This window comes from Sodalis sp. RH22 (assembly GCF_047324165.1).
GTDB lineage: Bacteria > Pseudomonadota > Gammaproteobacteria > Enterobacterales > Enterobacteriaceae > Acerihabitans.
The window spans coordinates 2044519-2057475 of sequence record NZ_CP178731.1 but is presented as its reverse complement, the minus strand read 5'-3'; the positions used below and the strand labels follow the sequence as shown (position 1 = coordinate 2057475).

Here is a 12957-nt window from a genome sequence, read left to right as displayed (position 1 = left end):
CGAAAAAAGTGATATCGCTTTAGGCGCCGTTGCGGGCGGGGAACCGCGTATATACTGGATTGTTCTGAGTTACAGGGGCGGAAATCACAAGATGCGACGCCCCTAATGAGATTAATCTTAAATTTACTTAATGATACAAAGTAGAATGAATCTTTAAGCCTGAAAACTGTCCAGATTTCCGGCAAACCTCATTTTGCGGGTACATGATGAACCCATAAGTGCCGCCATGCTGCGCTGCGTCACGCAGGCGAATTTTCTCATCCGCCGTCAATTCCGTCGGAAACCAGCCCAAAATGACGCTGTAATTCCCCGTCCAGAGTGCTTTCTCCATGGCGGCGACGGTATCGAACGCGGTGCGATGGCGCAACTGCACCATTTTTTCCAGGGGCAGGCCCGACTGTTCAAGCCAGGGGCGGCTCAATCTGCGAGACGACGTAAGCCAGAGCAGCCAGCGCGACTGCGTGCCCAGCAGACGCAGCAACGGCAACAGAATATTCCCCACAACCGGCTGATCCTCGAAATAAACCACTTCGCTGATAAAACCCTGCTCCGGACGGGCCGTCGTGCTGTCGATCGGCTGTTCACCCTGGCTTGGCTGCGTCCGAGAAGAATTGGCATGGTATTGAGTCTGCATTTTGTGTCCGCCCCTGTGTCACTGTATAAAAACACAGTATAGAGGTTTGGCGCGAAAATCAATCAAAAATTTAATGACCTTCGCAGAATTGCCACTTAATGATCGTCGCGCCGAGATTAAGTTGAAAACCGCTGGGAAAATACCGTATTTTTATGGGCTGTTGCGAATTTTGAGTAAGGAATCTCGCGGTCCACAACAAGGAGAAGTTCATGGAAGTACTACATAAATGCCGCATTGCACAGGCTAAAAACTGCTTTTCTCCCTTGGGTGATATTTCCACCCGTTCACAGTTCGGCGGGTACAGCATCGCCGCCGATAAAATCATGTTCGGCCTGATTCTGGACGGCGAACTGTACCTGCGCGGCACCCGGCAAAGCGAGCATATCTACCTCGGGCAGGGAATGAGCCGGCTGATTTATACCAAACGGGGCCTGCCGGTGGCGCTTAACTATTATCACGTCGATGAACGCCTGTGGGAAGACGTACACACGCTGCTGGACCTGGCGCGCCGCGCCATCGACGAGGCCAGGCAGGAAACGCGCATCAAGGCGGCCAGCTTGCGGTTAAAGGATTTGCCCAATATCGGGCAGGGTATCGAGCGCCTGTTATGGAAGGCCGGTATCAGGGATATCGATGCCTTGCGCTATTACGGCGCCAAAAGCAGCTATTTGAAACTGCGTAAAATCAAGCGGAACCTGGGCGTCACCGTGCTGCTCGCGCTGGAAGGGGCATTGTCCGGGCGCCACTATGCCGCGTTGCCCCAGGTCCAGCGCAGCGAGCTTCTGGACTGGTTTTCACGGCTCCCCTGCCGCTAGCAGCCGGTTAATGCATGCCGCCCGGCGGCGGCATGCGGCGCTATCACTGTTTTTCTATGTGCTGTTTACGCTCAATCAGTTCCGGCAGCAAATCAAGCAACAGGCTGATTTGCTGCAAAACCAGCTGTTCCCTGGCTTCCGGGTCCGGCAACAGCCGCTGGATGCGCGCGATAAGCCGTTCCCGTTCCTGTTCCACCCGCTGCGCGAAATGCTCCTGGCATTGCAGCGCGTCGTCCACATAACAGACGGCATCGTCCAGCACCGCCATCAGCGCCGGGTCAACAATGCGCTCCCGGTGCGCGCCAAGCGTCGAGATGTAGCTCAGCAGGGTGTGATTCAGGCACAACAGGCGAAACGCCGACTCCAGCAGCTCGCTGCGGGTTCTCGGCTCCGCCGCCATATTGGATACCACCGAGGCCAGCTCCGCGTCGCGGTTATGGGCATCCCGCCGCGCTACGCGGTATTCCAGGCGGTTATCCCTGCCCTGATGATACTGCACCAGAATGGCGTCAAGGTAGCGGCAGTTGGCCGCGAGGCTGTTGTTCACCACCACCGGCAGGCGGCGAAAACGCCAGTCCGGCCAGATAAAGCTGACCGCGGCCCAGGCGATGGCGCAGCCGACAAAGGTGTCGAACACCCGCGGCACCGCCACATCGAATCCCTCGCCCAGCAGGTTAAAACACAGCATCACCAGCAGGGTGATAAACATGGTCGCCTGGGCATATTGCACGTTGCGAAAGGCAAAAAACAGCGTACCGCTGACCACGATCAGGATCAGTTGACCTTCGATGGACGGGACAAAATAGAGGATCGGCAGGCCGATAAGGATACCCGCCAGCGTGCCGATTATCCTTAACGCCAGCCGGCGACGCGTCGCCTGGTAGTTGGGTTGGCAGACGAACAGGCTGGTCAGCAGGATCCAATAGCCGTAACGCATCCCGCTGAGCTGGATAAAGGCATAACCGACGCACAGCACCAGCGACATGCGCACGGCATGGCGAAACAGCGCCGAGTCCGGGCTCAGGTTGCGGCTGATGCGCATGCGGATATCGCTCCAGCCGGTCAGCTTATCGTCGGCCAGATTGTTCTCTTCCGGGCTGTTGCGGGCAACCGCCTGTTCCGACTCAATGGTGGACAACTGCGCGTCGATAGCGCGCAGGTTGTTCAGCAGATGTTTCAGCGCTTTTATCTGGCTGGGCGCCACGACACGGCCGATAGCGGCATCCAGATGACTGAAGGCGCGTTCGAAACGGCTGTCGTGCTGGTAGGTCTGGTGCAGCAGGATCGATTGTGATAGGGCTTCGCAGGCGCGCGCCTGCATCGCCAGCAGCCGCTGGAAGCGGAATAGCACGTCGCTGTAACGCAGCTGTTCGCGCAATTGCCGGTATTGCACATGGGACGAACTGGCCCGTTCATGAATATCCTGGGCCACAAAATAATAATGCAGCGTACGGCGGGTGCCGCGCTGGCCGCGATCGCCGCGCAGCCGGGTCAGCAGCGACGCTTTGGTTTGATTCAGCGCCTGCACCAGATTGCCGTTCGCCATCGCCACCTCGATAAGCGCGTCGTCGTCGTCGTCTTCGGTATCCGGGTCGAACAGGTTGGCCTTGGCATCAAGATAGTGCGCCAGGTGGCTATAACAACGGGCCAGGTTATCCTGCAATGGCCGGATGGGAAACAGCAGATGGCCGAACAAGGTCAGCAGGTTGTACCAGATGGCGCCCGTCAGCAGTAACGCCGGCTGCAGATACCAAGTCTGGTACATGGCGGCCCCCAACATGGTATACACGGCGATCAAGAGCGCGCCGAACGCGATGGTGGCGTAACGCTGTCCGAGTGCGCCCAAAAGAATAAAACCGCAGGTGGAGCCGGCCAGGCCGATACCGAATAGCCAGGGATAAGGAAACAACAGTTCAATCGATACCGCGGCGATGAAAAAACTCACCAGGGTGATAAGCAGATTGCGCAGCCGGCCGCTTAGGCGATCGTCGAGATCCGCCAGCGCCGCGGCAACCACGCCAAGGGTAAGGGGAATGGTGAGCGTGGCCATATCCAGCCACCACGGCAGCGCCGCCGCGCCGCTCAACGCAATAAAAATCCGCAGGTTGTAGCGCCAGCGGCTGCTGAAGGCAAAACGCCGCAAGCCCGGTGCAAATGTCAGCACACTGTATCCCACACTCTATCCTTATGATGGCTTCAACGGTAGAAACGGCGGTCCGGATGCGCACGCAACTGCTCAGCAAGCTCGACGGGAACCACACGGCGTCCCACCGGCCATAGGGCGATAACGGCCAGCTTAAAATTGGCGATGCCCGGGGGAATGCCGATAATCGTCAGGCATTGCGCAATGCCGGTAAGAATATGCGACAGGCACAACCACCAGCCGAACAGGACAAACCACACCACGTTAAGCAGCGTGCCGCCCGATGACAGTACCGCGCTGCGGTTTTCCGGGTAAAGTTCATCCACATGCACGGCGGTATTGCCGAAAGGCAGCAGGGAGAGTTTGGTTATCTCCCAGCAGGAGCGGGTAAAAGGCAAGCTGAAGATCAGCACCACGCTGAGCACGGTGGCCAGAAGCCACGCCAGCGTGGTAAAAAAACCACCTAAAACAAAGTTCAGAATATTAAGTAAAGTACGCATAGTCCCCAAAGTGTCAATTCACAATTCTGTTATTAAAACCGTTTATCCCGACAGGATAACGGTTATTCTACCCTGATTTCCAGGCTGGAGCAGAACAAGTTAAAATGGGTACACTACGTCCCGACGCATAAACGATACGGAACCCGGGCATACCTTTATGGAACTGAAATCCACCTCGTTCGGCAAGCACCTCGCCCAGCATCCCTACAACCGGGTGCGGCTGCTCCATGCCGGCGTCGAGGTCAGCGGCGATAAGCATCAATACCTGATTCCTTTCAACCAAATCGTCGCCATCCATTGCAAGCGGGGTATCGTCTGGGGAGAACTGGAGTTTGTGCTGCCGCAGGACAAGGTGGTGCGCCTGCATGGCACCGAATGGCAGGAGACGCAGCGCTTTCACCATTATCTGCAGAAGGCCTGGCAGGAATGGAGCCGCGAGATGAGCGGCATCTGCGCCACCGTCCTGCATCAGCAGATCACCGCCATCGAGCAGGCGACCTCCCGGGACAGCTGGTTTGCGCTGCATCAACTGGCGGCTTTGCAGGAAAGTATTCGTGAAGCCTTCGCCGCGTTGCCGCTGCCGGTAACGCGCCTGGATGAGTTCGAACCCTGCCGCGCGTCTTATCACCGCTGTCTGGCGTGGCTGGAGCAGGGGCCGGCAATGGTGGCGCAGCGCAACCAGCAGTGGAGCGAAAAAATGCTGATAGCGCATCAGGATTTTTTCAATACCGTGGAAAGCTCGCCGCTGAACCTTGCCCAAAGCCGCGCCGTCATCAATGGCGAAAACGCGTTATTGGTATTGGCAGGGGCGGGCAGCGGCAAAACCTCGGTGCTGGTGGCGCGCGCCGGTTGGCTGTTGCGGCGTCAAGAAGCGTTGCCGGAACAGATCCTGATGCTGGCATTCGGCCGGCAGGCGGCGCGGGAAATGGACGAGCGCATCCGGTCGCGATTGCAGGTTGACGGGGTCAAGGCCTGGACTTTCCATGCCCTGGCGTTGTTTATCATCCGCCAGGGCAGTAAAAAGGCCCCGGTGGTAAGCGCATTGGAAACCGATACCCTGGCGCGGCGCAAATTACTGGTCGCCCATTGGCGTGAACAGTGCGCGCAGAATAAGGCGCAGGCGAAAGGATGGCGGCAATGGATCGCCGATGAACTCGGTTGGGAAATTCCCGCGGACGATTTTTGGCACGATGAGCGCCTGGCCCAGCGCCTGGCGGTGCGGATAGAGCGCTGGATAGGCTTGTTGCGCATGCACGGCGGCAGCCAGGCGCAAATGATTGAACAGGCGCCGGAAGAGATCCGCGATCTGTTTACCAAACGTGTCCGGCTGCTGGCGCCGCTGTTAAAGGCCTGGAAGCAGGCGCTCAAGGACGAGGGCGCGGTTGATTTTTCCGGCCTGATACACCAGGCGGTGGATATTTTGCAAAAAGGCCGCTTTATCAGTCCCTGGAAACATATCCTGGTGGATGAGTACCAGGATATCTCGCCCCAGCGCGCGCGACTGCTGGACGCGCTGTATCAGCAAAACCGCAGGACGTCCCTGTTTGCCGTCGGCGACGACTGGCAGTCCATCTATCGGTTCAGCGGCGCCGAGCTTGCCCTGACCACGTCCTTTGGCGAGCGCTTTGGCGCAGGCGCGCTGTGCGCGCTGGATATGACCTACCGTTTTAACCAACGTATTGGCGAAGTGGCCAATGCGTTTGTGCTGCAAAATCCCCATCAGTTGAAAAAACCGCTTAACAGCCTTGCCAAGGGGACCAAAAAATCGGTGATGATTCTGCCGGGCGACGCCCTGGATGCGCTGCTGGACAAGCTCAGCGGCTACGCGCGCCCCGATGAGCGGATCCTGGTGCTGGCCCGTTACCACTATCTGCGCCCGGCGCAGCTGGATAAAGCCGCCACCCGCTGGCCGACGCTGAATCTTGATTTCATGACCATCCACGGCAGCAAAGGGCAGCAGGCGCAGTATGTGATTATCCTGGGATTGGCGCAAGGTAAGGACGGCTTCCCCGCGCCGGCGCGGGAATCGGTGATTGAACAGGCGCTGTTGCCGCTGCCGGAAGATTTTCCCGACGCCGAGGAACGCCGCCTGTTATATGTCGCCCTGACCCGGGCAAAAGAGCAAGTATGGCTGCTGGCGGATAATGAACATCCGTCGCCCTTTATCGATGAGCTGGCGCGCCTGGGCGTGCCGAAGGCCAAAAAACCCTAACCGTGGGGCCAGGGCCGCCCGGCTGGGGGATGGCCCTGGCCCGTGCCTTATTGTAAACGTTCCGTCAGGTAACGCTGGTAATCCGGGATCTCAATAGTGATTTCCCCGCTGAAGAGTGCCGAGCTGATAAGCAGGTCGGCGGTGGAGCGGTTGGTGGCGACCGGGATATTCCACACCGTGGCCAGGCGCAGCAGCGCTTTAACGTCCGGGTCGTGGGGCACGGCGTTCAGCGGGTCCCAGAAAAAGATCAGCACATCGATTTTCCCTTCCGAAATCAGCGCGCCCACTTGCTGGTCGCCCCCCATTGGGCCGCTGAGCATACTGTGCACCGGCAGGCCGGTGTTGCGCTGCACCAGGTTGCCGGTGGTCCCCGTAGCGTAAAGAATATGCTGCGCCAGCAGATCCTTATTGATTTCCACCCAGTTCAGCAGCGACTGTTTACAGTGATCGTGCGCCACCAACGCAATATGCTTACGTACGGCGATGGTGCGGTTAATTGACTCCATTTCCTGTCCCTTCAATAGAATAGTCTGTCTATAGACTACTGAAACTCCGTTTCACTGCAAAGCGGTAAACCGGCATTACGATAAAATAAACCCCGGCCCGGATATATCGTGCCGGACCGGCCTTGGGCGCGCCCGGGGCCAGGGGAAGACAACCTTATCCGCGGTTAGCGCCAATGGTGCTACGGGGACGCGTCCGGCTGCGGCTCCCGGTTAAGATTGTAACCACGCAGGGCGTCCAGCAATGCCTCCCGATCGGCGATAAGCCGGCTGAACGTGGTATCGATGGCGTCACCGTTCTGATCAATCAGCCGCATTAGCGGCTGGCGGCTGAAACGGTCGCGTTGCTCGGGTGTGGCCAGGGGCGGCAGTTGGAAGGTTAATTGCCGGGCATTGCGGGTGTGGAACTGGACAACAATATAAGGTGAGGTATAGGCATGCCGGCTTGCCGTGGCCGCAGACCCCCGGTCGCTGACGGTGAGCACCAGTTGATGGCGGCCCCGCGCCAGCTCCAGGCTGTCGGCGCCCCGCAGCAGCGTGCTGCCAATGGGCGCGCCGTCGACAATCAATAACTCAATCTCCGCGGGCAAACGCAGCGTCGTCGCCAGGACCGGGAAAACGGCAAACAGGCCGATCCCGAGAACGAGGGCGATCAGGAAACGCATTCTCTCTCCTTACTACAGCGCTGGCTTCATGAAGCGGAACTGATTAGCAGATAATAATGTTTTTGTATCATTTAGTCACAAATAATTTTATTTTGAAATCATTATACCGGTTCGTTTTATCAAGATTTTTGTGCCTTGGTATACACTTAACTCAATAAATGCAACCGGAGAAGCCTCATGACCGATAGTGATATTGCCGATATTCTGACTTCTGTAAAGACTATTGCCTTGGTGGGCGCCAGTGATAATCCCGCCCGGGCCAGCCACGGCGTCATGGCGTATTTACTCCAGCAGGGATATCAGGTGTTCCCGGTTAACCCGGCGCTTGCCGGCGGGGAAATCCTGGGCCAAAAGGTCTTCGGCAGCCTGGCGGAGATTCCGGTCAAGGTGGATATGGTGGATGTGTTCCGGCGTTCGGAAGCGGTCTATGATCTGACCCAGGAAGCCATCGCCATTGACGCCAAGGTACTCTGGATGCAATTGGGCGTGATTAACGAGCAGGCGGCGGTGCTGGCGAAGAATGTCGGCATGAAGGTGGTGATGGATCGCTGCCCGAAAATTGAAATCCCGCGCCTGGGATTGACAAAATAGACACCGGTTTTTTCAGCGCCATGGATTGTGCGGCTGCTTGCAGCGCAGCACTGCCTGTAAGGGGCTGACTGCGGCAACGGCGGGCGGGGCCCGCCGCAAGCCGCTGGGTCAGTTTCTCAGCCGGGGCGCCTGGAGCTGTTGGCGGATAGATTCCGCCAGATCGTCCAGGGTGGGCTGTTCGGGATGTACCGGCGTCGCCTCGTACCCCAACTGGATTTCAGCCAGGTAGGTATGGACCGGCTTTCCTTCCTCGTCCTCCATAACCACATGGTACCAGGGCGCGGAACGCAGCTTATCGTCAGCCGCAATTTCATCCAGAGAAGGTTTTTCCAATGAGTATTCAGGATCGACATCGATGACAACGCCTAAATATCCCAATAACTTATGACGAACCTGTTGTCCGATTCCAAATTTGCTGGCTATCATATCAATCCCCCGCGATGTAGTACCTGCGCGGCATAGTGTAGCGTTCTCAACAATGCCGCGAAATGCGCCCGGTATGGCGTCATGGTAAGTGCCTAAATACCGCCTTATCTTAAATATGGGGGATAAGTGGGCGATTTCAAGGGGGGACGCGCTAACGCCATCAAATGACGCGACAGGCAAATCCTTTCAAATAGAGTCCTTCAGGGTAGGGCGCCATGACCGGATGGTCGGCCGCCTGGCGAAACTGCTCGATAAACTGCATATCCCGGTGGGCATCCAGCGCGGCGTCGGCGATGATTTTCTGGAACAGATCGGTGGTCATCAGGCCGGAACAGGAAAAGGTTAATAAAATGCCTTCCGGCGCCAGTAATTGCATAGCCAGCATATTAATATCTTTATAACCGCGACAGGCGCTGGCCAGCTGGTTTTTATTTTCAACGAATTTGGGCGGGTCCATGATGATCATATCGAATTGCCGTCCCTCCTCGCGATATTTACGCAGCAGCTGAAACACATCTTCACGGACAAATTCGGCTTTATCCACATCAAGATGGTTGAGTTCAATATTGCTTTTAGCGATATCCAGCACGTGTTGGGACGTATCGACGCTGGTGACCTGCAGGCAGTCCCCCAGCAGTACCGACACCGAAAAGGCCCCGGTATAGGAAAAACAATTTAATACCCGCCGGCCGGCGGCATATTTACGTGCGGCCAGGCGGCTATCACGCTGATCAAGATAAAAACCGGTTTTATGTCCCTGCGTGATATCCACCAGGATCGCCATATCATGCTCGCTAATGGCCAACAGTTCCGGCGGTGTCTCGCCGACAATCACCCCGCTGGCTAATTCGAGGCCCTCTTTTTTCCGTACCGAGACATCGGAACGATCGTAAATAGCGCAATCGGGGTAACAACGTTGCAGCGCCAGCGTCAGCGTCGGCCGGTGATACTCCGCGCCGGCCGACAGCAGCTGCAAGACAAAAAAACGGCCGTAGCGATCGATAGTAATGCCCGGCAGGCCGTCGGATTCGCCGGCTATCAGCCGATAAGCATCCAGCCCATCCCTGGCGGCCAGCCTGGTGCGAAAATCCTGGGCAACATTCAGGCGGCGGACAAAAAACTCGACATCGATTTCTTCGTCGGCGACAAACGTCCAGACGCGGGCGCGGATTTGCGAGGATGGCGAGTACGCCGCCCGGGCCAGCCAGTTGCCCTTATCATCACAGATATCGATGGTTTCGCCAGACTGGGGTTTGCCTTCCAGGCGGTGGACGGCGCCGGAGAAAATCCAGGGGTGGCGGCGGAGCAGTGATTTTTCACGGCCTTTGGCCAGGAAAAGACGTTTTGTCATCATAAGGTATACTAAACCTGAGAAATGGAGCGCCATTTTGCGAATAAGCGCAGTCAATTGCAAACATTAGCCGACGCGAGGGGGAAATGATGGACAAGGTATGTACCGCCGTTTACGTCTATGGTGTAGTGCAGGGCGTAGGGTTTCGCTACTCAACCCAGCATCAGGCAAGACAACTGGGTCTCTCGGGTTATGCCCGCAATCAGGACGACGGCGGCGTCGAAGTCATGGTCTGCGGTGAACCGGCGCAGGTGGAAAAACTGCTGGCGTGGTTAAAACAGGGAGGGCCGCGCGGCGCGCAGATCGAGCGTATCCTGACCGAGCCGAAAAACGCCGCCGATTTTAACGGATTCCAAATCCGTCATTGATTCAGATGCAGTTGACCGGTTTAGGCAATCCGGCGATTTTGGTTGCCTGCTTGGCCGGCCCCTGCGGAAATAACCGGTACAGGTAGCGGCTATTGCCTTTCTCTTCACCGTATTTCTGCCCCATGGCTTTGACCAGCATCCGGATGGCGGGGGAGGTATTATATTGCAAGTAGAAGTCGCGCACGAAATGAATCACCTGCCAATGGGCTTCCGTCATCTCGATGTGTTCCCGCAAGGCAATCTCCCTCGCCAGCGCCTCATGCCAATCCGCGCTGTTTTTCAAATAACCCTGCGTATCGGTCGCTATTTCCACGCCATTAAACTGCATCACATCTTCCCGTTATCAATAAACGATTGCGCATCCATAATAACAAATTTTGTTCTGTTGAAAAACAAAACCCCGCCGAAGCGGGGTATCGGGAAGGGGCCGTGCCAGCGGTCAATTATTGCGCATAACGCCAAGAATGCTCAGCAGGCTGACGAAAATATTGTACAGCGAGACATACAGGCCCACCGTCGCACGGATATAGTTGGTTTCGCCGCCGTGGATGATATTGCTGGTTTCCCATAAAATGGCACCCGACGAAAACAGGATAAACAGCACGCTTATCGCCAGGGACAACGCCGGAATTTGCAGGAACAGATTGGCGATTACCGCCACCAATAGCACCACGAATCCCGCCATCATCATGCCCGACAGGAACGACATATCCTTGCGAGTGGTCAGGACATAAGCGGAACAGGCAAAAAAGACCAGCGCGGTGCCGCCCAGCGCCACCATGATCACGTCGCCGGCGCCCGAGCTAAGAAGCATGCTCAGCAAGGGACCCAGCGCATAACCCAGGAAACCGGTAAACGCAAAAGCCGCCACGATTCCCGCCGGGCTGTTAGCCAAGCGGTAGGTCAGGAACATCAGGCCATAAAACCCGACCATCATCAGGATAAGACCCGGCGCGGGTAATTGCAGCAATGTGCTGGCGGTGGCCGTCAATGCCGAAAAGCCCAACGTCAACGACAGCAGGAAATAAGTATTACGCAGCACTTTGTGTGTGCTTAATAGCGAATGCTCACGCGAGTTTGTCGCGACCAAACGATCCATGGGATAGCCTCTTAGGGTGTATTGACAGGTATTCGATTGTCAGATTAATAGGTTGCCGGCGCCCGGCAAAATCGTTTTACCCTTCTTTACGCTGCGGACGCGGGCGGCGGCGGCTTACCGCCCGGCGATGAGTCAACAGACTATAAAATACTCTCCCGCATCATTATGGATGAAATTTCAAGCGATTGGATCAAAACGCGCTTTACAACAGAAACGACTCTGTTTATAGTTCGCCTCGTTGCGGAGGAGTGGCCGAGTGGTTGAAGGCACCGGTCTTGAAAACCGGCGACGCGCAAGCGTTCTAGAGTTCGAATCTCTACTCCTCCGCCATCTTTCCCTGTATTTCCCGCCCCATCCCAAACACTATCCCAATACAATACCAGTCAGTCCGGCCTCCTGCGGCGCAATACTTATTTTCCGGACTTACCATGCGTCCTTGTCCGGCGCTAGGCGTTGTTATGGTAATCAAGGGGGATGCCATGCGTCTTTATGGTGCACAGGCACGATGCAAACGGGCTTCAACCCTGCCGTCCCGTCCGGAGAAGCGCGCTAAAAGAAGACAGTGTTCGCCATAACTTATTCTTATTTAACTGTAAACTTTGCTTAATGGTTAAATTTAAGTAAAACGATATTTTTTGGTCTGCTTCTTGCATTAATTCTCTTCGTTAGTTATGGCAAAGCTGCGACGGAGGCAGAAATGAATTTAAGACGACTAAAATACTTTGTGAAAATCGTCGATATCGGTAGCCTGACACAGGCGGCGGAAGTCCTGCATATTGCACAACCCGCGCTAAGTCAACAAGTTGCCACGCTGGAAAGTGAACTCGACCAGAAATTGCTGGTGAGGACCAAACGGGGGGTAACGCCCACCGAAGCCGGCAAAATTCTTTATTCGCATGCCCGGGCTATTTTACAACAATGCGAGCTTGCGCAAAAAGCCGTCTGCAACGTTGACCAAACCTTGAATGGGCAAGTTTCCATCGGCCTGGCGCCGGGTACGTCATCTTGTCCGCTTATCATGCCTTTGTTGCAATCCGTCAGAGACCAATATCCGCAGTTAACGGTCTATCTGCATGAAAATAGCTCTACGGTGCTGAATGAAAAGGTGAGTAGCGGGCATCTGGATTTAGCTGTTCATTATGACCCGGCCATTTATTCAGGCATTAATAGCCTGCCGTTGCTAAAGGAAGATCTGTATTTGGTGGGCACCCAGGACAATCCTGGCAAAAGTATCGAACTGCACGATGTCGCCAGCCGGCAATTGTTCCTGCCATGTGATTTTTCGGCTATCCGCAAACGCGTGGATGAGGCTTTCTCCTTAAGGCGCCTGAGTGCGAAAATCATCGGTGAAATAGATTCCATCGCCACATTGACCGCCGCGGTGGCCAGCGGCATGGGCGCGGCGGTACTGCCAGAATCCACCGCCTCGGCCGTAGTGCGTTCGGCGAACGCCTGGATGTCGCGGATCGTCAGCCCTGGTTTGCCTTTACCCCTCACCTTGAACATGTCGTCGCGCTTGCCCCTTTCCCCTTCGGCTACTGTGGTCAAGAATCTGCTGACGTCCCTGGCGACTTCCGCAAAACCCGCCCAGGAAAAACAGGCATTGCTGCTGGCCAGCTAGCCTGAGTGGACCTAGGCAGCCACGATGAA

The 12957-nt window shown here is 56.2% G+C and carries 14 protein-coding genes and 1 tRNA gene; 6 read left to right on the top strand and 9 right to left on the bottom strand.

Features of this window, described 5'->3' with window-relative positions:
* Window positions 1–127 precede the first annotated feature (127 nt).
* The gene (gene sulA / locus ACL2XN_RS09385; protein ID WP_410015874.1) at window positions 128–634 is read right to left on the bottom strand and encodes an SOS-induced cell division inhibitor SulA; all 507 of its coding nucleotides are present in this window, start codon (window positions 632–634) and stop codon (window positions 128–130) included.
* Window positions 635–843: 209 nt separating this feature from the next.
* Here sulA and ACL2XN_RS09380 point away from each other — a divergent pair, with 209 nt between their 5' ends.
* Window positions 844–1449, top strand: coding sequence for a TfoX/Sxy family DNA transformation protein (locus tag ACL2XN_RS09380; protein ID WP_410015873.1), 606 nt, complete (start codon window positions 844–846; stop codon window positions 1447–1449).
* Window positions 1450–1492: 43 nt separating this feature from the next.
* On the opposite strand, the gene yccS is transcribed toward ACL2XN_RS09380, so the two are convergent.
* Together yccS and ACL2XN_RS09370 are read right to left on the bottom strand one after the other, a co-directional pair.
* Entirely contained in the window at window positions 1493–3613 is a 2121-nt protein-coding gene (yccS, locus tag ACL2XN_RS09375; protein ID WP_413730711.1) for a YccS family putative transporter, read from the bottom strand.
* A gap of 32 nt (window positions 3614–3645) precedes the next feature.
* Window positions 3646–4092: a YccF domain-containing protein gene (locus ACL2XN_RS09370; RefSeq protein ID WP_410015871.1), complete on the bottom strand. Its 447-nt coding sequence runs from the start codon at window positions 4090–4092 to the stop codon at window positions 3646–3648.
* Between the two features lie 157 nt (window positions 4093–4249).
* On the opposite strand from ACL2XN_RS09370, the gene helD reads away from it, so the two are divergent.
* Window positions 4250–6304, top strand: a complete 2055-nt coding sequence (gene helD / locus ACL2XN_RS09365) for a DNA helicase IV (protein ID WP_413730710.1) — start codon at window positions 4250–4252, stop codon at window positions 6302–6304.
* 47 nt (window positions 6305–6351) lie between these two features.
* Here helD and ACL2XN_RS09360 read toward each other — a convergent pair whose 3' ends face one another.
* On the bottom strand, window positions 6352–6810 hold the full coding sequence (locus ACL2XN_RS09360; RefSeq protein WP_410015869.1) for a methylglyoxal synthase: 459 nt from the start codon (window positions 6808–6810) through the stop codon (window positions 6352–6354).
* 179 nt (window positions 6811–6989) lie between these two features.
* Window positions 6990–7472: a DUF2057 family protein gene (locus tag ACL2XN_RS09355; protein ID WP_413730709.1), complete on the bottom strand. Its 483-nt coding sequence runs from the start codon at window positions 7470–7472 to the stop codon at window positions 6990–6992.
* A gap of 177 nt (window positions 7473–7649) precedes the next feature.
* On the opposite strand from ACL2XN_RS09355, the gene ACL2XN_RS09350 reads away from it, so the two are divergent.
* Window positions 7650–8063, top strand: a complete 414-nt coding sequence (locus tag ACL2XN_RS09350) for a CoA-binding protein (RefSeq protein WP_413730708.1) — start codon at window positions 7650–7652, stop codon at window positions 8061–8063.
* Between the two features lie 108 nt (window positions 8064–8171).
* Here the strand turns inward: ACL2XN_RS09350 and hspQ are convergent, their stop codons facing one another.
* Both hspQ and rlmI read right to left on the bottom strand, forming a co-directional pair.
* Window positions 8172–8489: a heat shock protein HspQ gene (hspQ, locus tag ACL2XN_RS09345; RefSeq protein ID WP_162364646.1), complete on the bottom strand. Its 318-nt coding sequence runs from the start codon at window positions 8487–8489 to the stop codon at window positions 8172–8174.
* Between the two features lie 160 nt (window positions 8490–8649).
* On the bottom strand, window positions 8650–9840 hold the full coding sequence (gene rlmI, locus ACL2XN_RS09340) for a 23S rRNA (cytosine(1962)-C(5))-methyltransferase RlmI (protein WP_413728811.1): 1191 nt from the start codon (window positions 9838–9840) through the stop codon (window positions 8650–8652).
* Between the two features lie 89 nt (window positions 9841–9929).
* Between rlmI and yccX the strand changes: the two genes are divergently transcribed.
* Window positions 9930–10208, top strand: a complete 279-nt coding sequence (gene yccX / locus ACL2XN_RS09335) for an acylphosphatase (protein WP_413730961.1) — start codon at window positions 9930–9932, stop codon at window positions 10206–10208.
* Window position 10209: 1 nt separating this feature from the next.
* On the opposite strand, the gene ACL2XN_RS09330 is transcribed toward yccX, so the two are convergent.
* Both ACL2XN_RS09330 and yccA read right to left on the bottom strand, forming a co-directional pair.
* Window positions 10210–10536, bottom strand: coding sequence for a TusE/DsrC/DsvC family sulfur relay protein (locus ACL2XN_RS09330; RefSeq protein ID WP_410015866.1), 327 nt, complete (start codon window positions 10534–10536; stop codon window positions 10210–10212).
* Window positions 10537–10647: 111 nt separating this feature from the next.
* Entirely contained in the window at window positions 10648–11307 is a 660-nt protein-coding gene (yccA, locus tag ACL2XN_RS09325) for an FtsH protease modulator YccA (protein ID WP_410015865.1), read from the bottom strand.
* Window positions 11308–11549: 242 nt separating this feature from the next.
* On the opposite strand from yccA, the gene ACL2XN_RS09320 reads away from it, so the two are divergent.
* Both ACL2XN_RS09320 and nac read left to right on the top strand, forming a co-directional pair.
* A tRNA-Ser gene (locus ACL2XN_RS09320) sits at window positions 11550–11637 on the top strand.
* Window positions 11638–12004: 367 nt separating this feature from the next.
* Window positions 12005–12928, top strand: coding sequence for a nitrogen assimilation transcriptional regulator NAC (gene nac, locus ACL2XN_RS09315; protein ID WP_410015864.1), 924 nt, complete (start codon window positions 12005–12007; stop codon window positions 12926–12928).
* Window positions 12929–12957 lie beyond the last annotated feature (29 nt).

Excerpts from the sequence above, each read along its gene's own strand:
- ACL2XN_RS09330 (WP_410015866.1), bottom strand. The coding sequence starts at position 10,536 with ATGCAGTTTAATGGCGTGGAAATAGCGACCGATACGCAGGGTTATTTG.
- yccX (WP_413730961.1), top strand. The coding sequence starts at position 9,930 with ATGGACAAGGTATGTACCGCCGTTTACGTCTATGGTGTAGTGCAGGGC.
- rlmI (WP_413728811.1), bottom strand. The coding sequence starts at position 9,840 with ATGACAAAACGTCTTTTCCTGGCCAAAGGCCGTGAAAAATCACTGCTC.
- ACL2XN_RS09360 (WP_410015869.1), bottom strand. The coding sequence starts at position 6,810 with ATGGAGTCAATTAACCGCACCATCGCCGTACGTAAGCATATTGCGTTG.
- yccA (WP_410015865.1), bottom strand. The coding sequence starts at position 11,307 with ATGGATCGTTTGGTCGCGACAAACTCGCGTGAGCATTCGCTATTAAGC.
- ACL2XN_RS09370 (WP_410015871.1), bottom strand. The coding sequence starts at position 4,092 with ATGCGTACTTTACTTAATATTCTGAACTTTGTTTTAGGTGGTTTTTTT.
- nac (WP_410015864.1), top strand. The coding sequence starts at position 12,005 with ATGAATTTAAGACGACTAAAATACTTTGTGAAAATCGTCGATATCGGT.
- ACL2XN_RS09355 (WP_413730709.1), bottom strand. The coding sequence starts at position 7,472 with ATGCGTTTCCTGATCGCCCTCGTTCTCGGGATCGGCCTGTTTGCCGTT.
- sulA (WP_410015874.1), bottom strand. The coding sequence starts at position 634 with ATGCAGACTCAATACCATGCCAATTCTTCTCGGACGCAGCCAAGCCAG.
- ACL2XN_RS09350 (WP_413730708.1), top strand. The coding sequence starts at position 7,650 with ATGACCGATAGTGATATTGCCGATATTCTGACTTCTGTAAAGACTATT.
- hspQ (WP_162364646.1), bottom strand. The coding sequence starts at position 8,489 with ATGATAGCCAGCAAATTTGGAATCGGACAACAGGTTCGTCATAAGTTA.
- helD (WP_413730710.1), top strand. The coding sequence starts at position 4,250 with ATGGAACTGAAATCCACCTCGTTCGGCAAGCACCTCGCCCAGCATCCC.
- ACL2XN_RS09380 (WP_410015873.1), top strand. The coding sequence starts at position 844 with ATGGAAGTACTACATAAATGCCGCATTGCACAGGCTAAAAACTGCTTT.